We start from the raw sequence: 23,471 nt of genomic DNA, 5'->3' as shown, positions 1-23,471 counted from the left end.
TACTGGCGATGGCGATGTGGGGCGGCTAAATGACCATAATTTCCTGTAATTATGGGTAATTACTTGGCCGTAGTAAAGAGCCGCAGCCCGTCCCCAAGACGGGGACTAACCCTTAGGCGACGCGGAGAATGCCGCGGGCCGGCCCATCCACCACCACAGCGTGGCACCCGCCAGAATCATTGGCACGCATAGCCACTGGCCCATGCTCATGCCGAGGCTCAGCAAGCCAAGATGGGCATCGGGCTCACGGAAAAACTCGGCGATGAAACGGAACACGCCATAGCCAAACAGGAAGGCCGCCGCCACGCGCCCCTGCTTGGGGGCGGTGCGCGCATACAACCACAGCAGGATGAACAGCAACACACCTTCCATCAGGAACTGGTAAACCTGAGACGGATGGCGCGGCAAATTGCCGGCGCCGCGGAACACCATGCCCCAGGGCAGATCCGGATCGCTGACACGGCCCCACAACTCGCCGTTGATGAAGTTACCCACGCGCCCGCTGGCCAAGCCGGTAGGCACGCAAGGCGCCACAAAATCCGCCACTTGCCAGAACGGTTTTCTGCGCGACAGCGAGAACCACACCATGGAGGCGATCACGCCCAGCATGCCGCCATGAAAACTCATGCCGCCCTGCCACACATACAACACTTCCAGCGGATGGCTCGCGTAATAGGCCGGTTTGTAAAACAGGCAGTAGCCGATGCGCCCGCCCAGTACCACGCCCATCACGCCCAGGAACAGGATGTCTTCCACATCCTTGAACGACCATGCGGATGGCCCTTGCATCGACGCATACGGCGCATGCCGCAGGCGACGACTGCCCAGCCACATGAACAGCGCGAAGGCCACCAGGTAGGTGAGGCCATACCAGTGAATGGCGATGGGCCCGATTTGCAGGGCGACGGGATCAATTTGCGGGTGAATCAGCATGGCGTGCATTGTGCCCGTTGGCGAACGACATGAACCGGGTCAGTGTCGGGCTGCTGCGCTGCCAGACCAGGCTGGTCTCGCAACCCGGCACTGCCCCCTGCACTTTGCGGTACACCACACCAGATCGCTGAAACTGCTGCACGCTGGCAGGCACCCAGGCCACGCCCAGCCCTGCTGAGACGAGATTCACAATGGTCTGCATCTGGATCGCCTCCTGAGCAATCACTGGTAGCTTGCCTGCGTCGTGGTACATGCCAAAGATCGCGTCGAACAGCGATGGCACGATGCGCCGCGGAAAGGTCACTAGCGGCTGCGCCCAGAGGTCTTGCAGCCGCAGCACCCTGCGTTTCGCCAGCGCATGTTGCTCCGGCATCGCCAGCACCAAGGGCTCCTGCGCTACCACCAAGCGTTGCAAGCCTTCTGTGGCAAATCCACTGGCGTGCAACACAAAACCTGCATCCACCTCGTCGGACTTGAGTAACTGCAACTGCACGTCGCCCGTAGCTTCCACCAGGTCGAGCTGCACGCCCGGGAACTCTTGGCGAAACGCCATCACCCACTGCGGCAGCAATGAGAAGCCAACCGTAGACACAAAGGCCAGCTTCAAGCGCCCCGACTCCCCCACCGCCAGCGCTCTGCCCTGCGCCACCAGGTTCTGTGCCCGCTGCAGCAACTCCTGCGCTTGCGGTAGCAAGGCCAATCCCTCAGAGGTGAGCTGCACGCTGCGTTTGGTGCGGGCAAACAGCATCACGCCCAGGCTTCGCTCCAGTTGGGCAATCGCCTGCGTCAGCGGCGGCTGCGTCATGTTCAGGCGCAGTGCAGCCCTTCCGAAGTGCAGTTCTTCGGCCACGGTGATGAACTGGCGCCACAGGCGCAGTTCAATCCATGGAGCATTGGTTGCCGGCGTATTCATATGTAAAAGATATTAATACAGTTTAACAATGGATTGGAAAGAATCAATGACAAGGGTCATACTCCAGCCAGAATTTGACAGCCCTCACACCTTGAGAGACACCATGACCACCAAACCCATCGTCCTGAACCCCCGCAGCAAGAACATCACCGAAGGCAAGAGCCGCGCGCCGAACCGCTCCATGTACTACGCGATGGGCTATGAAGAAGGCGATTTCAAGAAGCCCATGGTCGGCGTGGCCAATGGCCACAGCACCATCACCCCCTGCAACAGCGGTCTGCAGAAGCTGGCTGATGCTGCGATTGCCGGTATTGAAGAAGCCGGTGGCAACGCGCAAGTGTTTGGCACGCCGACGATTTCTGACGGCATGGCCATGGGCACCGAGGGCATGAAGTACTCGTTGGTCAGCCGCGAAGTGATCTCCGACTGTATTGAGACCTGCGTGCAAGGCCAGTGGATGGACGGCGTCGTCGTCGTCGGAGGTTGCGACAAGAATATGCCCGGCGGCCTGATGGGCATGCTTCGCGCCAACGTGCCCGCCATCTACGTCTACGGCGGCACGATTCTGCCGGGCACCTACAAGGGTAAAGACCTGAACATCGTCAGCGTGTTTGAAGCCGTGGGTGAAAACGCCGCGGGCCGTATGAGCGACGAAGACCTGTTGCAAATCGAACGCCGCGCCATCCCCGGCACTGGCTCCTGCGGGGGCATGTACACGGCCAACACCATGTCGTCAGCCTTTGAAGCCTTGGGCATCTCGTTGATTTATTCGAGCACGATGGCCAACCCGCACGACGAGAAGATGAACTCGGCCAAGGAATCCGCCAAGGTGCTGGTGGAAGCGATCAAGAAAGACCTGAAGCCACGCGACATCGTGACGCGCAAGTCGATCGAGAATGCAGTGGCCGTGATCATGGCCACGGGCGGCTCCACCAACGCGGTGCTGCACTTCCTGGCTATCGCCCACGCGGCGGGCGTCGAATGGACCATTGACGACTTCGAGCGCGTGCGCGTGAAGACGCCTGTCTTGTGCGACCTGAAGCCTTCCGGCAAATACCTGGCCGTGGACCTGCACCGCGCAGGCGGCATTCCGCAAGTGATGAAGACGCTCTTGGCCGCTGGCCTGCTGCATGGCGACTGCATCACCATCACCGGCCAAACGGTTGCCGAAGTGCTCAAGGACATTCCGGATGTACCGCGTGCCGATCAGGATGTGATCCGCCCTATCGACAACCCGATGTACAAGCAGGGCCACCTCGCCATCCTCAAGGGCAACCTGAGCCCCGAAGGCGCGGTTGCCAAGATCACCGGCCTGAAGAACCCGGTGATGACCGGCCCAGCCCGCGTGTTTGAAGATGAACAGTCCGCATTGAAGGCGATTCTGGACAACAAGATCGTTCCAGGCGATGTGATGGTGCTGCGCTACCTGGGCCCCAAGGGCGGCCCCGGCATGCCCGAGATGCTGGCGCCAACAGGGGCATTGATTGGTCAGGGCCTGGGGGAAAGCGTCGGCCTGATCACCGATGGCCGCTTCTCTGGTGGTACCTGGGGCATGGTGGTGGGCCACGTGGCACCCGAAGCCGCAGCCGGTGGTGTGATTGCGCTGGTGCAGGAAGGCGATTCCATCACTATCGATTCACGCCAGTTGATTCTCGAATTGAATGTGCCCGAGGCCGAGATTGCGAAACGCCGTGCGGCGTGGACAGCGCCCAAGCCACGCTACACGCGAGGTGTGCAGGCCAAGTTTGCGTTCAATGCATCCACCGCCAGCAAGGGCGCGGTGCTGGACGATTACCGTTAACGCTTCTTCTTGTTCTTGGAGCTCAGGGTGCCGATGGCATCCTTGCTCCGGTCAATGCGGGCCTGTTTTCGTTCTTCCATGCGTTGCATAGCTTTCTTTTTGGTGTAACCCGAAGCGTCGGCCCAAGCCCACCAGGCCATCGCCAAGCCAAAGGGCGCGAGCACTATGACCCAGGACCATTGGGAAACCGGATCGATCTCCAGATATTTCATGGCCAGAAAAATCAAACCCAAACCTAGCAAATACATGATCGTCTCCTGCAAAGGGCACCCAAGCGCGGTAAGACAAATGTCAACCGCCATGCCTAAAATAGCGTTGCTGAACTGTAACCCAACCCCAAGAGGCAAACAATGAAACGTACCCTGATCACTATCGCGTTTGGCGTGACCGCCGTGTTGAGCACTGCGCCGGCGTTTGCCGACCAGGCGTTGGCCACCGCAAAGAACTGCATGGGTTGCCATGCGATCGACAAGAAGATTCTGGGTCCGTCGTACAAGGATGTGGCGGCCAAGTACAAAGGTGACAAAAAAGCCGCGGATATGCTGGCGGCCAAAGTCATCAAGGGCGGCGGTGGCGTATGGGGTGCGGTAGCAATGCCCGCCAACCCCCAAGTCAGCGAAGCCGAAGCCAAGAAACTGGTGGCATGGGTGCTGAGCCAGAAATAAGCTTCTCCCCTCATAAAAAAAGCCCGCTATTGCGGGCTTTTTCAATGCAGGTGCAAACCAATCAGTAGGCTTGGCCTAGTTGGTCAAGAATCGCCGGATTCTCCAACGTAGACGTGTCTTGCGTAACGGCCTCACCCTTGGCCAGCGAGCGCAGCAGGCGGCGCATGATCTTGCCGGAGCGGGTCTTGGGCAGGTTCTCGCCAAAGCGGATGTCCTTGGGTTTGGCAATCGGACCAATCTCCTTGGCAACCCAGTCACGCAATTCCTTGGCAATCGCCTTGGCCTCGTCGCCCTTGGGCATCGGGCGTTTCAAGACTACGAATGCGCAGATCGCCTCTCCGGTCAAGTCATCGGGACGGCCCACCACAGCGGCTTCGGCCACAAGATCAGTTTTGGACACCAGCGCCGATTCAATTTCCATCGTGCCCATGCGGTGGCCGGATACGTTGAGCACATCGTCAATACGACCGGTAATGCGGAAGTAGCCACGGTCGGCACTGCGCACCGCGCCGTCACCGGCCAGATACAGCGTGCCACCCATCTCTTCAGGGAAGTAGGCTTTCTTAAAGCGCTCGGGATCGTTCCAGATCGTGCGGATCATCGACGGCCAGGGGCGTTTGACGACCAGAATGCCGCCAGTGCCGTTGGGAATATCCTTGCCCACCTCGTCCACGATGGCAGCCATGATGCCGGGCAACGGCAGCGTGCAGCTACCGGGCACCAGCGGAGTCGCGCCGGGCAGCGGCGTCATCATGTGGCCGCCTGTCTCCGTCTGCCAGAAGGTATCGACGATAGGACACTTCTCGTGGCCCACGTTCTTGTAGTACCACATCCAAGCTTCGGGGTTGATGGGCTCGCCCACCGAGCCGAGGATGCGCAGGCTGGACAAATCGGAGCGGTCCGGGTGCACGGCAGCATCGCCTTCCGCAGCCTTGATCAGCGAGCGAATGGCTGTGGGCGCGGTGTAGAAGATCGTGCATTTGTGGCGCTCGATCATCTGCCAGAAGCGGCCGGCGTTCGGGAAAGTCGGCACGCCTTCAAAGATGATCTGCGTCGCACCGGCAGCCAGCGGACCATAGGCCACATAGGTGTGCCCCGTGATCCAGCCAATGTCGGCAGTACACCAGAACACGTCGCTGGGCTTCAAATCGAACGTCCAGTCCATCGTCAGCTTGGCCCACAGCAGGTAACCGCCGGTGGAGTGCTGCACGCCCTTCGGCTTCCCTGTAGAGCCGGAGGTATAGAGGATGAACAGCGGATGCTCAGCGCCTACCGGCACCGGCGCGCACTCAGTGCTCTTGCCAGCGAGCGCTTCGGTGAACGTTTTATCGCGGCCCGCCACCATGTTGCAGGCGGTTTGCGTGCGCTGGTAGACGTATACATTTTTGATGGACTCACAGCCACCCAAGCCAAGGCCCTCGTCGACGATCGCCTTCAGCGGCAGCTCTTTGCCGCCGCGCATCTGGTAGTTGGCCGTGATGACTGCTACGGCGCCGGCGTCAATGATGCGCTCCTGCAGAGCCTTGGCGGAAAAACCGCCAAACACCACGCTGTGGGTTGCGCCAATGCGGGCGCAGGCCTGCATGGCGATCACGCCTTCCAGCGTCATGGGCATGTAGACCAACACGCGGTCGCCCTTCTTCACGCCATCGGCCTTCAGCGCGTTGGCAAACTGGCTCACGCGGGCCAGCAGCTCTTTGTAGGTGGTCTTGGTAACCGTGCCGTCGTCGGCTTCAAAGATCACCGCCACCTTGTTTTCTGTGGGCGTGCCGATGTGTTTGTCGAGGCAGTTGGCCGAAGCATTGAGTTCGCCGTCGTCAAACCATTGGTAGAACGGCGCGTTGGATTCGTCCAGCGTGCGGGTGAAGGGTTTGTTCCAGACCACGTTCTCGCGCGCCAAACGGGCCCAGAAGCCTTCGAAATCAGTTTCCGCTTCTTTGCAGAGTGCGTAGTAGCCCTCCATGCCAGAAACGCGGGCGGCCTTGACCATAGCTTCGCTTGGGGGGAACACGCGGTTTTCCACCAGCAGGGATTCCATGGCCGACGACGATGTACTCATGTTGTTGTCTCCTCGAACAAATCAAAACTGCCCGGACTGTCGTGGTTTGCACTTACAAGCCACTGACTTGCTGCAGCCTTACGAATTTTGCTCGAAAACGGCTCAGAGAGTTACCTGGGGTTACCTACGTCATAACCTCGGGCCTTTGCGTTCGCCGGTCAGTGCGCCTTGCCCCCGGTGGCCTCATGCTGTTCTCTTCGCGAACAGGAAATCGGCTACCGGGGGCAAGGCGCACTGACCCGGGAGTGGGCAGTAGTTCTGACTCAAGACCTTTCCTGCTCAGATTGCTTCAACTCGCCGGGGGATGGGTATGCCGGGAAGCCGATTTCCTGTTCTCGCAGAGAACAGCATGAGGCCTCCCGGTATACCCATCCATCGGCAGGAAAATACAGCAAAAAATGGTCTGTAGCCCGCATTAAACGTGCGTAAGCAGCTATGAATTAGATAGCGCCCCGCGCCCCACCATATCCCCCGGAACCACCCACAAATCAAACTGCTCGGCAGTGAGGTGCCCACTGGCAATGGCCGCATCGCGCAGACTGGTGCCCTCTTTGTGCGCCTTCTTAGCGATGAAGGCCGCCTTGTCGTAACCGATATGCGGGTTCAGCGCCGTCACCAGCATCAGCGAGCGGTCCACCAGCTCGGCAATGCGTTCGCGGTTGGGCTCAATGCCCACGGCGCAGTGGTCGTTGAAGCTCTTCATGCCATCGGCCAGCAGGCGCACGCTCTGCAGGAAGTTGTGCGCCACCATCGGCCGGAAGACGTTGAGTTCAAAGTTGCCGGACGCACCGCCGATGTTGATCGCGACATCGTTACCCATCACCTGCGCGCAGAGCATGGTGATCGCCTCGCTCTGCGTCGGGTTCACCTTGCCCGGCATGATGCTGGAGCCGGGTTCGTTCTCGGGGATGCTCAACTCCCCAATGCCGCTGCGCGGGCCGCTGGCCAACCAGCGCACGTCGTTGGCGATCTTGTTCAGGCTGGCTGCCAGCGTCTTCAGCGCGCCGTGCGCATGCACCAGGCCATCGCAACTCGCCATCGCCTCGAACTTGCTAGGCGCGGTTACAAAGGGGTGGCCCGTCAGGCGCGCCAGCTCGGCCGCAACGTCGTGCGCGTAGCCGGGCGGTGCGTTCAGGCCAGTGCCCACCGCAGTGCCGCCCAGCGCCAACTCATACAGGTGGGCGAGTGCAGCCTCGACGTGTTTTTCGCCATGCGCCAGCTGCGCGGCGTAGCCCGAGAACTCCTGGCCGAGCGTCAGCGGAGTCGCGTCCTGCAAATGCGTGCGGCCTATCTTGACGATGTCGTGAAAATCGCGCGACTTGTGCGCCAGCGTCGTCTTCAGCACCACCAGCGCGGGCAACAGCCGCTCGCGGATCGCCGTCACCGCTGCCACATGCATCGCCGTCGGGTACACGTCGTTGCTGGACTGGCTGCGGTTCACGTCGTCATTGGGGTGCACCAGCCGCCCTTCCCCGCGCGCGCCGCCCAGCAGTTCGCTGGCACGGTTGGCGATTACCTCGTTGACATTCATATTGGTCTGCGTTCCGGAGCCGGTTTGCCAGACCACCAGCGGGAATTCATCCGGATGTTTATCCGCAATAACTTCATCCGCCGCGGCCACAATTGCATTGGTCTTTTTCTCGTCCTGCAGACCCAGCGCATGGTTCACGCACGCTGCACTGCGCTTGGTCTGGGCCAGCGCACGGATGATCTCCATGGGTTGGCGCTCGCCGGAAATGTCGAAGTTCTGCAGCGAGCGCTGAGTTTGCGCGCCCCATAGCTTGTCGGCAGGCACCTCAATCGGGCCAAAGGTATCGCGCTCGGTACGGGTTGCAGGTGTAAGGCTCATGATGGGGTGGGCAGGGGTTGACCTGTCAAAATAGCGGTTCCAGCTTTTCAGCATAGCCGCTAATCCCAAAATCCCCATGACGACCATCCGCCAAGCCGATCTGATCGAATCCGTCTCTGCCGCGCTGCAGTACATCAGTTACTACCACCCCGCCGACTACATCGCACATCTGGCCCGCGCCTACGAGCGTGAGCAAAGCCCTGCTGCCAAAGACGCGATCGCGCAGATCCTGACCAACAGCAAGATGAGCGCCACAGGCCACCGCCCGATCTGCCAGGACACCGGCATCGTCAACGTGTTCCTCAAAGTGGGTATGGATGTGCGCTGGGAAGGCTTCACCGGCAGCCTGGACGACGCGATCAACGAAGGCGTGCGCCAAGGCTACAACCACCCGGACAACACGCTGCGCGCCTCAGTCGTCGCTGACCCCGAATTCCTGCGCAAGAACACCAAGGACAACACGCCTGCGGTGATCTTTACTGAACTGGTGCCGGGCAACACGATTGACATTACCGTCGCGGCAAAGGGCGGCGGCTCCGAGAACAAGAGCAAGATGTACATGCTCAACCCCGGCGACAGCGTGGTGGACTGGGTCTTGAAAACCGTCCCCACCATGGGCGCGGGCTGGTGTCCGCCCGGCATGCTGGGCATTGGCATTGGCGGCACCGCAGAAAAAGCCGTGCTGATGGCCAAGGAAAGCCTGATGGACGACCTGGACATGTACGAGCTGCAGGCCAAGCAGGCCTCCGGCGCAGAACTCGACAACGTCGAGAAACTGCGCCTGGAGCTGTTCGAAAAAGTGAATGCCCTGGGCATTGGCGCACAAGGCCTGGGTGGTCTGACGACGGTGCTGGACGTCAAGATCAAGATGTACCCCACCCACGCGGCCAGCAAACCGATTGCGATGATCCCGAACTGTGCGGCAACCCGCCACGCCCACTTTGTGATGGATGGCAGCGGCCCGGTCTACCTGACGCCACCATCGCTGGACCTGTGGCCCAACGTGAACTGGACGCCTGACTACCAGCAAAGTAAAAAAGTGGATCTGAATACGCTGACCCCGGCCGAAGTAGCCAGTTGGAAGCCCGGCCAGACGCTGCTGCTCAACGGCAAGATGCTGACCGGCCGCGACGCTGCCCACAAGCGCATCAAGGACATGCTGGCCAAGGGCGAGAAGCTGCCCGTGGACTTCACCAACCGCGTGATCTATTACGTCGGCCCGGTCGATCCGATCAAGGGCGAAGCGGTTGGCCCCGCAGGCCCGACCACCGCGACCCGTATGGACGGCTTTACCGAAATGATGCTCGCGCAAACCGGCCTGATCTCGATGGTCGGCAAGGCCGAGCGCGGACCGGTGGCGATTGAAGCCATCAAGAAACACAAGAGCGCTTACCTGATGGCTGTGGGTGGCGCCGCCTACCTCGTGTCCAAAGCGATCAAGGCCGCCAAGGTGGTGGGCTTTGCCGACCTGGGTATGGAAGCGATCTACGAGTTCGATGTGGTGGACATGCCAGTCACTGTGGCTGTGGACTCGGGTGGCACCAGCGCCCACATCACCGGCCCCGCTGAGTGGCAGAAAAAGATTGCCACCGGCGAGTTCAAACAGATCCCCGTCACCTCGCGTTAAGCCTTTGGCTATGCCGTCATCCAGCCCGATCGGGGTCTTCGACAGCGGCGTGGGCGGCTTGAGCGTGCTGCGCGCGCTGCGCGCTGAGCTGCCGTATGAACGCTTTGTTTACGTTGCTGACAGCGGACATGCGCCGTATGGCGAGCGCGACGACACGCATGTCATCGCGCGCTCCCACGCCATCACCGACTACCTGATCGCATCACATGACATCAAGGCGTTGGTCGTTGCTTGCAACACGGCAACCGCCGCGGCGATCCATGAACTGCGCGCTGCCTATCCTGCGTTGCCCATCGTTGGCATTGAGCCTGCGCTCAAACCTGCTGCAGCGCATAGCAAGACCGGCGTGGTCGGCGTGATGGCGACGCGCGGCACATTACAAAGCGAGAAATTTCGCAAGCTGCTGGAGACACTGCACGGCAAAGCCACCTTCATCCTGCAACCCTGCGACGGCTTGGCCGACGCCATCGAGCACAACGATGCTATAGAAATAGTAGCTGCTTGCGCACGTTACAAGGGCGCTATGGGCCGTTTTGGCTCCAATTCTGGAGAGTTGGACACACTGGTGTTGGGCTGCACGCACTATCCGTTTATCGAGGCCGAACTGCGCAAATGTGTGGGCACCGACGTGCATTTTCTGGAAGGCGGCGCGCCGGTGGCCCGACAAACCCGGCGGTTGTTGGCTGACGCAGACCAGCTCGCCCCGGCCAATCCTCTGGGCGCAGTTCCGGACCAGGCACTAGCCTTCCATTGCACCGGCGGGTTAGAGAGCCTGCAGTCTGCCTTGCGAAACTGGCTGCATTGGGAAGCCACCGCATTACAGCTGCCTGGCGTTTAGAGCACGGTGTAAACCCGGCTTTTCCCACTCGACCCCATTTTTTTACGCAACGGTGAGTGAGCTCGCTTTGACGGGCTGCTGTATCTTGGCTTCGTTGGCTGCGCCAAACTGAATGTCACCCCTCAACTGGCCGCCCTCCTGGATCACCACCTTGCCGTAGCGGACATTGCCGCTCACCCGCCCGGTGGAATAGATCACCAGCTTCTCGCGTACCGTCAAATCCCCATTGAATTCACCGTGGATCTCGGCATAGTCGATGTCGGCCGAACCTTTGAATGCACCGTGCTCTGTGATGTGTATGACGCGTGAGTCCATCGTCGCCTCCACCGTCCCCTCGACCACCAAGGTGTCGCAATCGGTGATTTCCACGCCCTTGAGCTTGATGTTGGGGCCTACGGTCAGCTTGCTACCGCCTTCCTTGACGGGGGCGCCTGAGGGGTGTGGCGCCGTCGCGGCGGCAGGAGGGGTCACGGAGACTGGTGGCGAGGCAAGCTGGATATTTGCTCTACTGCCTGCACTGGAGTCTGACATTGCGGCGGGCTGGCTTTGGGTTGGACGGGCAGTAACGGGGTCAGCGAGACGTTTACCAAAAAAGGGAGGTTGAATGGTCATCCGGATTCTTTCAATTTCAAAAAATGAAGAATCGATGTTAGTCCCGCAACTCAGTAGAAACCCTAGGTCAATTGCAACATCCCTGGTTCAAATACCATCAAATGTTACGGGTGCGGCGGTGCGCAGATAGTGGACATGCACCGTATGGCGACCGCGATGTCATCGCGTGCTCCCAGGCCATTGAGCTGCACGCAGTATCCGTTTATCGAGACCGAACTGCGCAAACGGGTGGGCAACGGTGTGCAGTTCCCCAGCGTCTAACGCACCGTATAACCGCGCCCGTCCATGCACGCTGCAAACGCGCGCTGGAACACACTCGCAACACCGCCCGCCACCCCAGGCTGGCTATTGGCCCACTGGTTGCATTCGTCGATGTCTTTCGCGTTCTGCGCTGCGCTCTGGCCATTGCGGGGATAGGTAATCGGCCCCGGAGCGGATTCGACTGGCACGGGGGCGAGAGTGGGCAACGCCTGCTCTGCGCCCGGCGGCGGCTCAACCACCACATAGCCTTGGCCGGGTTGGGTCACGTAGTAGGTGCCATTGGCATAAAAGTACGGCCGCCCGCCAATGCTCAAGGTGATATAGGCGCTGGGCAAAAGCGGAATGACGACTCCAAAGGGTGGCGCCACCACGACAAAGCGCGACCCCACAGGCCGGAACCACACACCGCCATGAAAGTAGTAGTGCCCGCCGCCATGAATCACATGCACAGCACCGCCAGGCAAGGCCACCATCGGCGTGCCAGGGCGGGGGTAGTAGTGGTCATGGTGGTAGCGGGCGTCCAACAACACGTTCGGGCCAGCGCTGTGATGTGGCGGGCCGAGATGGTGGTCACGCTCATCGGCTTGGGCGGTGATCGCTAACGCCGCTAATAGCAGCATGGCCAAGCAATGGCCACCCAAAGAATTCCAGTGGGAAAGTCGCATAAGGCATCTCCATGCAAAGTTGCGCATGGGGCCTATTGCAAACCTGCCGTGTTATCGGCGTATTTCTGTTGGGTAAATTTTGTTGCCGCGCGATATTTGAATGGCCAGCCAGGAGGGACTCGAACCCCCTACCCATGTCTTAGAAGGACATTGCTCTATCCGGATGAGCTACTGGCTGTGGCACAGGCCGAATGATACCGCCCTAGCTGGGGAACTTAGTACTTCAATGCCGTGCTCTTGCCCCAAAACACCCGGTAGGCAAACACCGTGTAGCCAATGATGACCGGCAGTACGACGACGGTGCCATAGAAGATGACCATCAAGGCTTCGGGTGAACTCGCAGCGCTCCAGATCGTCAGCTTGTCCACCACCAGCCACGGAAACAGGCTGTAGGCCAGCCCGTAAAACGCCAGCAGAAAGATGCCCACGGTGCTGGCAAATGGCACGGCCGCGCCGTAGTGGTTGTTTTGCGCAAGACGCTTGGGTAGGCGCTTGAGACTTCGCGCAATCACTACAAACAGCACCACGGTCATCGCCGGAATCGGCAGCAGCAATACGACGTTGGGGAAGCTGAACCATTTGTCAAAGATGCGCTGGCTGACCCATGGCGTCGCCAGCGAGATGGCGGCTACGCCTGCAGCGGTGAGCCACAAACTGCCTTGCGCCCAGTGCACAGCCTTGAGTTGGAGCGCGCCCTCGGTCTTCATGATGAGCCAGCCCGCGCCCAGCAGGCAGTAGGCCGCCACCAGACACAGACCGATCAATGCATTGAACAACTGGCTGCCCCAGTCGTTGGCAAAGCCGGTGACCAAACCACCGAGCATGAAACCTTGCGACCAACCGGCCAGCAGAGAGCCCGCGTAGAACGCACGGTCCCAAAGCGGCTTGTGCTTGTCCCGCGCCTTCACGCGAAAGTCAAACGCCACACCGCGCAGCGTGAGTGCTACCAGCATCAACGCCACGGGCAAATACAGCGTACCCAGAATGACGCCATGCGCCATCGGGAAGGCCACCAGCAGCACACCCACACCCAACACCAGCCAGGTTTCGTTGGCATCCCAAAACGGGCCGATGCTGGCGATCATGGTGTCCTTTTGTTCCACGTCATCGGCGCGGCGCAGCAACACGCCCACGCCCAAGTCGTAGCCATCCAGAATCACATAGGCCAGCATGGCAAGCGCCATCACCAGCGCAAACACCAGAGGCAACCAGCCAGCGGGCTGGGTCAGGTCGGGAATCAGATCAAGCATGGGCCACCTCCGGCAAAACGGGCTCTGGAATGCTGGCTTTCCGGGCCAGATAGAACAGCACGCTCACATAGGAGGTGAGCAAAACAGCATACAGACTCAGGTACATCACCAGCGTGAAGGCGACGTTGCTGGCGGGAATTTTGGATGCAGCCTGCGCCGCCGTCAGCACGCCCTGTACCAGCCACGGCTGGCGGCCAATTTCGGTCACATACCAGCCGGCAATCAGTGCGACCCAACCGGCAAAGGTCATGCCCACCAGAACGCGCAGCAGCCAGGTACTGACCGCGCCCTTGCGCACCTGCCAGGCGCCCAACCAACTCACCGCGAGCATCAGCATACCCACCCCCACCATGACGCGAAAAGCCCAGAACACGGGCGCCACAGGCGGATGCTGGTCACCAAACTCCTTGATGCCTTTGATCTCGCCATCCCAATCGTGGGTGAGGTACAGCGACGCGAGCTTGGGGATCGCAATCTCGTATTTGTTGGTTTGCGTGGCTTTGTCCGGCAGGGCGAACAGTACGGCGGGTGCACCCTTCTGCGTCTCCCAGATGCCTTCCATGGCCGCAATCTTGGCAGGCTGGTGGTGCAAGGTGTTCAGGCCATGCTGGTCGCCCACCACGATCTGCAGCGGGATCAGCGCCGCGGCCACATACAGGCCCGTGCGCAGCGATGCCTGCACCGCTTTGCCCTTATCGCCTTTGAGCCAACGGTAGGCGCTCAGGCCCGCCAGGAGAAAGGCTACCGTCAGACCTGAGGCGATCAGCATATGCGTCAGCCGGTACGGAAACGACGGGTTGAAGATCACTTCCAGCCAGCTCGTCACATGCGCTTTGCCATCGATCATCACAAAACCCACAGGTGTGTGCATCCACGAGTTAAGCGCCAGAATCCAGAAGGCCGACATCGTGGTACCAAACGCGACCAGAAAAGTGGCTGTGGTGTGTACCCTTTCACTGACGCGCCCGCGGCCAAACAGCATGATGCCCAGCATCGTGGCTTCCAGGAAAAATGCCGTCAGCACTTCATACGCCAACAGCGGCCCAGCCACATTGCCCACCGTGTTCATGAAGCCCGGCCAGTTGGTACCAAACTGAAAGCTCATCGTGATGCCGCTGACCACACCCAGCGCAAAGGTCAGAGCAAACACCTTGACCCAGAACTGGTAGGCGTCCATCCAGTGTTGCTGCGCGGTGGCGACGAAGCGTGTTTTGAAGAACAACAGCACCCAGCCCATCGCAATGCTGATGGTGGGAAACAGGATGTGGAACGTCATGTTGGCCGCAAACTGGATGCGGGCCAGGACGACGGGGTCAAAGTTGTCCATGGTCAGCGCCCTCCGTAGCGGGTTTCGCAGGGGTAAATACGTTTTTCACCCGGTCCTTCATCTCCAGCAGTTTCTGCACCTTGGCGCCCATCTGCATCAGGCTGGCCAGAGTCTCAGAGTCCATCTTTTGCACATCGTCCAGCCAATCGGTCATCAGTTCGATGAAAGCGTGCATTTGTTTCATGCGCGCCTGCGCATGGATGTCTTCGGCCACACTGGGCTGCTCCATCAGCGCATCGCGCAACATCGAGAGCGTTGGGTCAATCTCGCGCTTGCGGCGCTCGTTGGCAAGTGTGCGGAAGATGGCCCACACATCCTCGGGCGCCTGAAAGTACTCGCGCCGGTCGTTGGGCTGGTGAATCAGCCGCACGAGGTTCCAAGACTGCAATTCTTTAAGGCCCATGCTCACGTTGGAGCGGGAAAACGCCAGCGCCTCGCCGATTTCATCCGCGTTAAGCGGCTTGGCAGACACATAGAGCAGCGCGTAAATCTGCCCCACGGTGCGGTTAATGCCCCAGCGGCTGCCCATTTCACCGAAATGCAGCACAAAGCGTTGGGTAAGCGGTGGGAGGTTCATAGTTTGGCCTTTCCTGAATTTTCAGTATTTTCTGAAATTACAGGAATTCACGCATACCGATGAACTATCCCTGAGCTAACGCAAGGGTTATTGGTGATTCTTGGGTATGGGGAAGACGTGTCTTTGGCGACCAAAGGCACAAAAAGAAATGCCAATGACGGTGCATTGGCAAAAAAATGGTCGGGGCGGTGGGATTCGAACTCACGACCCTCTGCTCCCAAAGCAGATGCGCTACCAGGCTGCGCTACGCCCCGACGAGCAGTATTCTAACCCGAGACGCGGGCCTCTTCTGGGTCACACCCGGATATATTTGCAGCATATGTCATTAGCTGGTGCCGAACTCACCGTAATCGATCCTGGCGATCCATTTCCTGACGCGTCCATGGCATGGGGAGAAGACTCGGATGCACCGGGATTGCTGGCTGTCGGTGGTGCACTGGATGTGGACAGTCTGACCCGCTCTTATGCCAACGGCATATTCCCCTGGTTCAGCCGCGGACAGCCCATCCTGTGGTGGAGCCCAGACCCGCGCATGGTGCTGCGGACGGCCGAGTTCAAACTGCACCGCTCGCTGCGCAGAACCTTGGTGGCGTTTCGGGGCAATCCGCATTGCGAAGTGCGCATCGACAGCGCTTTTTCCGAGGTCATTCGTGCTTGCGCGGGCGCATATCGTAGTGGCCAGGATGGCACCTGGATCGTGCCGCAGATGGTGCTCGCCTATGAAGCCTTGCAAGTGGCGGGGTTTGCACACAGCGTAGAAACCTGGATAGACGGAAAGCTTGTCGGTGGTTTGTATTGCGTAGCCTTGGGCGGCGCGGTGTTCGGGGAATCAATGTTCGCGCGGCAAACCGATGCTTCCAAGATCGCATTGTCGGCGCTGGTTGCGTTGTGCCGCGAAAACCAAATCCCCATGATCGACTGCCAGCAAAACACCAAACACCTGGCATCTCTGGGGGCCAGAGAAATGCCTCGCGCAGAATTTCTGGAACACGTGGCCCACAACCGAGCGCAAGCTTCCCCCGTATGGCGGTTTGAACCCTATACTTGGAAACACATTTTGTCTGCCTGATGCACCCCCATGACAGACCTTAAGGATCTTCCCCTTCAGACGCTGCAGTTTTACGCCACGGCGCCGTATGAGTGCAGCTACCTTCCGCAGCGTCAGGCCCGCTCGCAGGTGGCAACCCCCAGCCACTTGATCAACAACTCCACCTATTCGGAGCTGGTCGCACAGGGCTTTCGACGCAGCGGTATGTTCACTTACCGACCCTACTGCGACGGCTGCACTGCCTGCACACCGCTACGCGTACTGGCGCAGGATTTCAAACCCAACAGAAGCCAGAAGCGCGCACTGGCACGCCATCAGGATTTGCAAACCCGCGTGTTGAATCTGGGCTTTGTTGCTGAGCATTACGACCTGTACCTGCGCTACCAAAATGCGCGCCATCAAGGTGGTGGCATGGACGAAGACAGCGTGGATCAGTACACGCAGTTTCTGCTGCAAAGCCGCGTGAATTCACGTCTGGTGGAGTTCCGCGAGCCAGGCCCGAATGGTGAGCCCGGCGAGTTGAAGATGGTGTCCATCCTGGATGTGCTGGATGACGGAATTTCCGCCGTCTACACTTTTTATGCGCCCGAAGAACAGGCGAGCTTTGGTACTTTCAATGTGCTGTGGCAAATCCAGCAAGCCAAGGCCCTAGGGCTGGACTACGTCTATCTGGGCTACTGGATCGAGGACAGCCCCAAGATGAACTACAAGGCCAACTTTGCGCCGTTACAGTTGCTGACGCAAGGTCGGTGGCGCACCGTCATCGGCACACGCTAAGATCAGGTCAAACATTCCTATGACCAAACGCGACCCCGACCTGCCTGCAACCCCAACTGTTCAAGTGATTGAACGCATGTTTACGCTGATGGACGTGCTGGCCTCCCGCGAGGAAGCCATGAGTCTGAAAGAAATCAGTGAAAAAGCCGGGCTGCACCCATCCACTGCACACCGCATCCTGAACGACTTGGCGACTGGCCGTTTTGTCGACCGGCCGCAAGCGGGCAACTACCGACTCGGCATGCGCCTGCTGGAATTGGGTAATCTGGTCAAAGGCCGATTGAACGTCCGCGACGCAGCCCTGCTCCCTATGCGCGAGTTGCACAAGCTGACGCAACAACCCGTCAACCTGAGCATGCGCCAGGGCGACGAAATCATTTATGTGGAGCGGGCCTACAGCGAACGCTCGGGCATGCAAGTGGTGCGCGCCATTGGCGGACGTGCGCCACTGCACCTGACCTCGGTGGGCAAACTATTTTTGGCCGCAGACGATCCAACCCGCATCCGCGCCTACGCAACACGCACAGGCCTGCAAGGCCACACCAAGAACAGCATTACGGAGCTGGATGCGCTGGAGCGGGAATTGTCTAAAGTGCGGCAGTATGGTCAGGCCAGCGACAACGAGGAACTGGAACTGGGTGTGCGCTGCATGGCGGCAGGCGTGTATGACGATCAGAACAAGCTGGTAGCGGGGTTGTCGATCTCGGCGCCCTCAGGCCGTCTGGAGGACGCCTGGCTGCCTAAATTGAAAGAGACTGCGCGCCAGATTTCCGAAACGCTGGGACACAAGCCCAGCGCACAGCGCTAGCCCCCAAACCCTAAACAGTTGGGGACAGAGCTAAAGATCTGTCCCGCAAACATATTAGTTTGTGACGACGCGGAAATCCAGATCTTTGATGGCCAAAGGCGTGGCCTTGGCAGCAGGAGGAATGGACTCCACCCAGCGGCGAACGCGCTCTGCATCGCCAATCCGGCTGAGCTTACCGGCTGAATCCAGAAACACCATGATCAACTTGCGACCAGCAATCTTGGCTTGCATGACCAGACACTGACCTGCTTCGGAGATATAGCCAGTCTTTTGTAGACCGATTTCCCACTCCGGGTTCTTCACCAGTCGGTTCGTGTTGTTGTATTGCAGGGTACGACGGCCCACGGCGACCTGATAGCCGGTGGAAGTAGACAGCTCACGCAATGTCGGGTCGTTATAGGCAAAGCTGACCAGCGTGGCCAAGTCCTGAGCACTCGATTGGTTTTTACTGGATAGCCCAGTAGGCTCTACGTAACTCGTATCGTGCATGCCAATCGATTTGGCCTTGCTGTTCATCAGACCGACAAAAGTGGCCAGCCCGCCCGGATAGGTGCGGCCCAATGCATGGGCAGCACGGTTCTCGCTGGACATCAGTGCCAGATGCAGCAACTCACCGCGGCTCAGTTGGGTGCCAACACGCAGACGGGACGAACTACCCTTTTCTGTATCTACATCGTCCTGGGTAATGGTCAGCATTTCGTCCATGGGCAAATGGGCTTCGCTGACCAACACGCCGGTCATCAATTTGGTAATGGACGCGATGGGCAGCACAGCCTGCTCGTTCTTGCGGAAAAGCACTTCCTTGGTGTCTTGGTCGACTACCAGTGCCACGCTGCTGCGCAAATCCAGTGAGTCGGTCTCGCCGTGTAATCCCGCCAATTGACCGTAGCTTGGAACAGCTGCGTAACGGGCGACTTTGCGAGTCTTGGTGGGGGCGCGCTTGATAGCAGGCTTGCTTGCGCTGGTCGAAGTAGTTTTCTTGACTGCCGCCTGGGAAGGAGTGACGAATACGCCGCTCACCAATGCCAACACCAACGATAAAGCAATGAATTGTTTCAAGTGGTTTTCCAGGTTCAAGGCAAATACCGCCGCGCTGACGATTTGTGCGGTATCCAACAATGAAGTGGAGTTTACTCAAAAAAGATGCGTTAGATCAACTACTTGCGTGACAAACTTCACCTAATCGCATCTTTACACGGGTTATCCCTAGCCTTGGGCTGCTACCCGGTCCGCTTTGCTTTGCAGTTTGTTCAACGCACTTAGGTACGCTTTCGCTGACGCCACGACGATATCGGGATCGGAACCTACGCCGTTGACCACGCGCCCGCTGTTCTGCAAACGGACCGTCACCTCCCCCTGGCTCTCGGTGGAACCGCTGATGGCGTTCACCGAATAGAGCACCATCTCTGCGCCGCTTTTGACGTGCGCCTCAATGGCTTTGAGGGAAGCATCGACCGGGCCATTGCCACTGGATTCACTTTTGACCTCTTTGCCGTCCACCTTGAAAACGACGCTTGCGTGGGGCTTTTCGCCGGTTTCACTGTGTTGCGACAGTGAGACAAAGCCGAACAGTTCGCTGTCGTGGGAGACGCTTTCGTCACTGACCAGCGCGAGGATGTCTTCGTCGAAGATGTCACTCTTGCGGTCCGCCAGTTCCTTGAAACGGGCAAATGCACTGTTGATATCCGCTTCGCTTTCCAGCTGAACACCCAACTCCTGCAAGCGCTGCTTGAAGGCGTTACGGCCACTGAGCTTGCCCAGCACAATCTTGTTGGCGGTCCAGCCCACGTCTTCGGCGCGCATGATTTCGTAGGTGTCACGGGCTTTCAATACACCGTCTTGGTGGATACCGGAGGCATGGGCAAATGCGTTGGCGCCAACCACTGCCTTGTTGGGCTGCACCACAAAGCCGGTGGTCTGGCTCACCATGCGGCTCGCGGCAAGAATATGTTTCGCGTCAATATTGAGATCCAGACCGAAATAATCGCGGCGGGTCTTCACAGCCATCACGATCTCTTCCAGGCTGCAGTTACCGGCACGCTCACCCAAGCCATTGATCGTGCACTCCACCTGACGCGCACCACCAATCTTCACACCCGCCAATGAGTTGGCCACCGCCATGCCGAGGTCGTTATGGCAATGCACCGACCAGATCGCCTTGTCCGAGTTCGGAATTCGTTCGCGCAAGTCCTTGATGAAGTTGCCGTACAACTCAGGGATCGCATAGCCCACGGTGTCGGGCACGTTGATGGTAGTGGCACCCTCGTTGATGACAGCCTCCAGTACGCGGCACAAAAAATCCGGGTCGCTGCGGTAGCCGTCTTCCGGGCTGAACTCCACATCTTCTACCAGATTGCGGGCAAAGCGTACCGACTGCTTGGCTTGCTCAAACACCTGATCTGGCGTCATGCGCAATTTCTTTTCCATGTGCAGGGCCGACGTGGCAATGAAGGTATGTATGCGAGCCCGGTTCGCGCCTTTCAACGCTTCGGCGGCACGCGCAATATCTTTGTCGTTGGCGCGGGACAATGAGCAGATCGTAGAGTCCTTGATCGAGTTGGCGATCATCTGCACCGCTTCAAAGTCACCGTTGGAACTGGCCGCAAAGCCGGCTTCAATAACATCAACCTTCAACCGCTCCAGCTGGCGGGCGATGCGCAGCTTTTCGTCGCGCGTCATCGAAGCGCCGGGAGATTGCTCGCCATCGCGCAAGGTCGTGTCAAAAATGATCAACTTGTCCGTCATGTCAAAAACTCCTGTGAGTGCAAAACTGAAAACCAAACCCCAAATGCAAAAAGGCCCGTAGCGGATGCATACGGGCCTTTTTGGAAAATGTGCGCGCGCGCTACTAATTCCGCCCGTTCTGGCGTAGCAGTAGTAGTGCTAGCGAAATTTGTTTCATGAGCTCAATGTAACACAAGTTTTTTCACTTATGCAAGCCGCGTTCATCCGGCTCATCAGTCGAAGTACTGATCACGCTGGTCTGCAGGCCACGCGCTTTGCGGACCCCGTAGATCACGTAGCCACTCAGGCCATAAATGACAAACAGCCCGAACATGACTTTGGGCGGATCGATGTTGATAAAGGCAATTACCAAAGCCATCGCCACAACAACGCCAAACGGGACGCTTCGCTTCATGCTGACATCCTTGAAGCTGTAGAACGGCACATTGGTCACCATCGTCAGCCCCGCAAACAGGGAGATAGCAAATACAGGCCACGCAACATCGGGGCCGCGGATGCCCAACTCCGTGCACATCCAGAGAAACGCAGCCACGAGTGCAGCAGCTGCGGGAGAAGGCAGACCCTGAAAGTAGCGCTTGTCCACCACCGTGGTGTTCACGTTGAAGCGCGCCAAACGCAAAGCAGCACAGGCGCAATACACGAAGGCCGCGAACCAGCCCCAGCGGCCCAAACCTTTGAGCGCCCATTCGTAGGAGATCAGCGCTGGCGCAGCACCAAAGGACACCATGTCGGACAGCGAATCCATCTGCTCGCCAAACGCGCTTTGGGTATTGGTCATGCGTGCCACGCGGCCGTCCAGACTGTCCAGAACCATTGCACAGAAGATACCGACAGCAGAGAGGTCGTAACGCCCGTTCATCGCCATCACGACGGAAAAGAAACCGCCAAACAGCGCAGCCAGCGTGAACAGGTTGGGCAATATGTAGATGCCCTTACGGCGCTTTCTTACCAAAACACCGGAGCCATCGTCCGGGGTTGCGTCATTTCCATCGTGCATAAGTTTCTCTCGCTGTCGCAGTGACGCACAGTGTAAGTCAGACGGCAGTCCTGTATGTGCGCAATCCCGCATAAGAAAAGGCCACCGAAGTGGCCTTTTTGCAGATAAAAATCAGCTTAGTTACGAGTTTGGTCGACCAGCTTGTTCTTTGCAATCCAGGGCATCATGGCGCGCAACTTGGCACCCACGACTTCAATCTGGTGTTCCGCAGTCAGGCGACGACGCGCGGTCATGCTGGGGTAGCCGGTGCGACCTTCCAGGATGAACATCTTGGCGTATTCACCGGTCTGGATGCGCTTCAGGGCATTGCGCATGGCTTCGCGCGACTCCGCGTTGATCACTTCAGGGCCAGTCACGTACTCGCCGTACTCCGCGTTGTTGGAAATCGAGTAGTTCATGTTGGCAATGCCGCCTTCGTAGATCAGGTCGACGATCAGCTTGAGTTCGTGCAGGCATTCGAAGTACGCCATTTCGGGCGCATAGCCAGCTTCCACCAGGGTTTCGTAACCCATCTTGATCAGTTCGACCGCACCACCGCACAACACGGCCTGTTCGCCGAACAGGTCGGTCTCGGTCTCTTCCTTGAAGTTGGTTTCAATGATGCCGGCCTTGCCGCCACCGTTGGCCATCGCGTAGGAGAGCGCCAGGTCACGGGCCTTGCCGGTCTTGTCCTGGTGCACGGCCACCAGGTGAGGCACGCCGCCGCCCTGTGTGTAGGTGTTGCGCACGGTGTGGCCTGGCGCCTTGGGCGCGACCATCCACACATCCAGATCGGCGCGAGGCACAACCTGGTTGTAGTGAACATTGAAGCCGTGGGCGAAAGCCAGCGAAGCGCCTTGCTTGATGTTCGGCTCGACGTTGTTCTTGTAGACACCGGCGATGTCTTCGTCGGGCAACAAAATCATGACCACGTCCGCTGCTTTGACCGCGTCATTGACTTCCAGAACGTTCAGGCCAGCCTTGCCAACCTTGTCCCACGAAGCGCCGCCCTTGCGCAGACCGACCACGACCTTGACGCCGCTGTCGTTCAGATTCTGTGCGTGCGCATGGCCTTGGCTGCCGTAACCGATGATCGCAACGGTCTTGCCCTTGATCAGGCTCAGGTCGCAGTCTTTGTCGTAAAACACTTTCATAACTTCTCTCCATGGTTAAAAATTTGCGGGGCAGACCAATCGCGTTGCGATGTGCTCTGACCCCAACTGACTCAACTTAAACTCGCAGAATGCGTTCGCCCCGCCCGACTCCACTGGAACCGGTGCGCACCGTCTCCAGAATGGCCGTGCGCTCGATCGCTTCCAGAAATGCATCGTTCTTGGACTGGTCACCCGTCAATTCGATGGTGTAGCTCTTCTCGGTGACGTCGATGATGCGACCGCGGAAGATGTCCGCCATGCGCTTCATCTCTTCGCGCTCCTTGCCGACCGCGCGGACCTTGACCATCATCAGCTCGCGCTCGATGTACGAGCCTTCGGTCAGATCGACCACCTTGACGACTTCGATCAGCCGGTTCAGGTGCTTGGTGATCTGCTCGATGACGTCATCCGACCCGGAGGTCTGAATCGTCATGCGGGACAGAGTGGGGTCCTCGGTGGGCGCCACCGTCAGCGATTCAATGTTGTAGCCGCGCGCTGAAAACAGGCCGACCACGCGGGAAAGAGCGCCAGGCTCGTTTTCCAGCAAAACTGCAATGATGTGTTTCATAAGTGAAGATTCCTCTTT

Annotated in this window: 23 protein-coding genes and 2 tRNA genes; 8 read left to right on the top strand and 17 right to left on the bottom strand. The window is 59.0% G+C overall.

Going from position 1 to position 23,471, the window contains the following annotated elements:
• Nucleotides 1–105: 105 nt before the first annotated feature.
• Both lgt and AC1DV6_RS08745 read right to left on the bottom strand, forming a co-directional pair.
• Complete coding sequence (gene lgt, locus AC1DV6_RS08750) at nt 106–933, bottom strand: prolipoprotein diacylglyceryl transferase (RefSeq protein ID WP_477977065.1); 828 nt, start codon at nt 931–933, stop codon at nt 106–108.
• The gene (locus AC1DV6_RS08745; protein ID WP_477977064.1) at nt 911–1,846 is read right to left on the bottom strand and encodes a LysR family transcriptional regulator; all 936 of its coding nucleotides are present in this window, start codon (nt 1,844–1,846) and stop codon (nt 911–913) included. The genes lgt and AC1DV6_RS08745 overlap by 23 nt, the downstream gene beginning before the upstream one ends.
• A 103-nt stretch (nt 1,847–1,949) precedes the next feature.
• Here AC1DV6_RS08745 and ilvD point away from each other — a divergent pair, with 103 nt between their 5' ends.
• A complete protein-coding gene (gene ilvD, locus AC1DV6_RS08740; protein ID WP_477977063.1) occupies nt 1,950–3,647 on the top strand; it encodes a dihydroxy-acid dehydratase in 1,698 nt (565 codons plus the stop codon).
• On the opposite strand, the gene AC1DV6_RS08735 is transcribed toward ilvD, so the two are convergent.
• Entirely contained in the window at nt 3,644–3,895 is a 252-nt protein-coding gene (locus AC1DV6_RS08735) for a TIGR04438 family Trp-rich protein (RefSeq protein WP_477977062.1), read from the bottom strand. The genes ilvD and AC1DV6_RS08735 overlap by 4 nt on opposite strands.
• Nucleotides 3,896–3,997: 102 nt before the next feature.
• Between AC1DV6_RS08735 and AC1DV6_RS08730 the strand changes: the two genes are divergently transcribed.
• Nucleotides 3,998–4,312, top strand: a complete 315-nt coding sequence (locus AC1DV6_RS08730) for a c-type cytochrome (protein ID WP_477977061.1) — start codon at nt 3,998–4,000, stop codon at nt 4,310–4,312.
• Between the two features lie 61 nt (nt 4,313–4,373).
• Here AC1DV6_RS08730 and acs read toward each other — a convergent pair whose 3' ends face one another.
• Complete coding sequence (acs, locus tag AC1DV6_RS08725; RefSeq protein ID WP_477977060.1) at nt 4,374–6,371, bottom strand: acetate--CoA ligase; 1,998 nt, start codon at nt 6,369–6,371, stop codon at nt 4,374–4,376.
• Between the two features lie 433 nt (nt 6,372–6,804).
• Nucleotides 6,805–8,220, bottom strand: coding sequence for a class II fumarate hydratase (gene fumC / locus AC1DV6_RS08720; RefSeq protein WP_477977059.1), 1,416 nt, complete (start codon nt 8,218–8,220; stop codon nt 6,805–6,807).
• 76 nt (nt 8,221–8,296) lie between these two features.
• On the opposite strand from fumC, the gene AC1DV6_RS08715 reads away from it, so the two are divergent.
• Nucleotides 8,297–9,847 carry a fumarate hydratase gene (locus AC1DV6_RS08715; RefSeq protein WP_477977058.1) on the top strand — a complete coding sequence of 517 codons (1,551 nt, stop codon included), beginning with the start codon at nt 8,297–8,299 and terminating at the stop codon, nt 9,845–9,847.
• A 10-nt stretch (nt 9,848–9,857) separates the two neighbouring features.
• The gene (murI, locus tag AC1DV6_RS08710) at nt 9,858–10,685 is read left to right on the top strand and encodes a glutamate racemase (RefSeq protein WP_477977057.1); all 828 of its coding nucleotides are present in this window, start codon (nt 9,858–9,860) and stop codon (nt 10,683–10,685) included.
• Between the two features lie 42 nt (nt 10,686–10,727).
• On the opposite strand, the gene AC1DV6_RS08705 is transcribed toward murI, so the two are convergent.
• Nucleotides 10,728–11,297: a bactofilin family protein gene (locus AC1DV6_RS08705; protein WP_477977056.1), complete on the bottom strand. Its 570-nt coding sequence runs from the start codon at nt 11,295–11,297 to the stop codon at nt 10,728–10,730.
• Nucleotides 11,298–11,432: 135 nt separating this feature from the next.
• Here AC1DV6_RS08705 and AC1DV6_RS08700 point away from each other — a divergent pair, with 135 nt between their 5' ends.
• Entirely contained in the window at nt 11,433–11,558 is a 126-nt protein-coding gene (locus tag AC1DV6_RS08700; protein WP_477977055.1) for a hypothetical protein, read from the top strand.
• Here AC1DV6_RS08700 and AC1DV6_RS08695 read toward each other — a convergent pair.
• The 6 genes from AC1DV6_RS08695 to AC1DV6_RS08670 form a co-directional block, all read right to left on the bottom strand.
• Complete coding sequence (locus tag AC1DV6_RS08695; protein ID WP_477977054.1) at nt 11,555–12,223, bottom strand: DUF6515 family protein; 669 nt, start codon at nt 12,221–12,223, stop codon at nt 11,555–11,557. The two genes, AC1DV6_RS08700 and AC1DV6_RS08695, sit on opposite strands and share 4 nt — an antisense overlap.
• A 101-nt stretch (nt 12,224–12,324) precedes the next feature.
• Nucleotides 12,325–12,401, bottom strand: a tRNA-Arg gene (locus tag AC1DV6_RS08690).
• A gap of 37 nt (nt 12,402–12,438) precedes the next feature.
• Nucleotides 12,439–13,473, bottom strand: a complete 1,035-nt coding sequence (locus AC1DV6_RS08685; RefSeq protein ID WP_477977053.1) for a cytochrome d ubiquinol oxidase subunit II — start codon at nt 13,471–13,473, stop codon at nt 12,439–12,441.
• Complete coding sequence (locus AC1DV6_RS08680) at nt 13,466–14,800, bottom strand: cytochrome ubiquinol oxidase subunit I (protein ID WP_477977052.1); 1,335 nt, start codon at nt 14,798–14,800, stop codon at nt 13,466–13,468. Before AC1DV6_RS08680 ends, AC1DV6_RS08685 begins: the two co-directional genes overlap by 8 nt.
• The gene (locus AC1DV6_RS08675) at nt 14,787–15,377 is read right to left on the bottom strand and encodes a GbsR/MarR family transcriptional regulator (RefSeq protein WP_477977051.1); all 591 of its coding nucleotides are present in this window, start codon (nt 15,375–15,377) and stop codon (nt 14,787–14,789) included. The genes AC1DV6_RS08680 and AC1DV6_RS08675 overlap by 14 nt, the downstream gene beginning before the upstream one ends.
• Nucleotides 15,378–15,554: 177 nt before the next feature.
• A tRNA-Pro gene (locus AC1DV6_RS08670) sits at nt 15,555–15,631 on the bottom strand.
• Between the two features lie 65 nt (nt 15,632–15,696).
• Between AC1DV6_RS08670 and aat the strand changes: the two genes are divergently transcribed.
• The 3 genes from aat to AC1DV6_RS08655 are packed head-to-tail and all read left to right on the top strand — an operon-like array spanning nt 15,697 to nt 18,010.
• Entirely contained in the window at nt 15,697–16,446 is a 750-nt protein-coding gene (gene aat / locus AC1DV6_RS08665) for a leucyl/phenylalanyl-tRNA--protein transferase (RefSeq protein ID WP_477977050.1), read from the top strand.
• 9 nt (nt 16,447–16,455) lie between these two features.
• The gene (locus tag AC1DV6_RS08660) at nt 16,456–17,202 is read left to right on the top strand and encodes an arginyltransferase (protein ID WP_477977049.1); all 747 of its coding nucleotides are present in this window, start codon (nt 16,456–16,458) and stop codon (nt 17,200–17,202) included.
• Nucleotides 17,203–17,221: 19 nt separating this feature from the next.
• Nucleotides 17,222–18,010 (top strand): IclR family transcriptional regulator, encoded by a 789-nt coding sequence (locus AC1DV6_RS08655; protein WP_477977048.1) that lies wholly within the window; start codon nt 17,222–17,224, stop codon nt 18,008–18,010.
• Between the two features lie 54 nt (nt 18,011–18,064).
• Here the strand turns inward: AC1DV6_RS08655 and AC1DV6_RS08650 are convergent, their stop codons facing one another.
• From AC1DV6_RS08650 to ilvN, 5 genes are all read right to left on the bottom strand, one after another.
• On the bottom strand, nt 18,065–19,087 hold the full coding sequence (locus AC1DV6_RS08650) for a serine hydrolase (RefSeq protein ID WP_477977395.1): 1,023 nt from the start codon (nt 19,085–19,087) through the stop codon (nt 18,065–18,067).
• A gap of 129 nt (nt 19,088–19,216) precedes the next feature.
• Entirely contained in the window at nt 19,217–20,755 is a 1,539-nt protein-coding gene (locus AC1DV6_RS08645; protein WP_477977047.1) for a 2-isopropylmalate synthase, read from the bottom strand.
• A 181-nt stretch (nt 20,756–20,936) separates the two neighbouring features.
• Nucleotides 20,937–21,752: a CDP-diacylglycerol--serine O-phosphatidyltransferase gene (pssA, locus tag AC1DV6_RS08640; RefSeq protein ID WP_477977046.1), complete on the bottom strand. Its 816-nt coding sequence runs from the start codon at nt 21,750–21,752 to the stop codon at nt 20,937–20,939.
• Nucleotides 21,753–21,868: 116 nt separating this feature from the next.
• A complete protein-coding gene (ilvC, locus tag AC1DV6_RS08635; protein ID WP_477977045.1) occupies nt 21,869–22,885 on the bottom strand; it encodes a ketol-acid reductoisomerase in 1,017 nt (338 codons plus the stop codon).
• A gap of 76 nt (nt 22,886–22,961) precedes the next feature.
• Nucleotides 22,962–23,453: an acetolactate synthase small subunit gene (gene ilvN / locus AC1DV6_RS08630; RefSeq protein ID WP_477977044.1), complete on the bottom strand. Its 492-nt coding sequence runs from the start codon at nt 23,451–23,453 to the stop codon at nt 22,962–22,964.
• Between the last annotated feature and the right edge of the window lie 18 nt (nt 23,454–23,471).

This window comes from Rhodoferax sp. P2_H8_2 (assembly GCF_056403235.1).
Note: the sequence above shows the minus strand (reverse complement) of the source record. Positions and strands in the feature narration are given on the sequence as shown.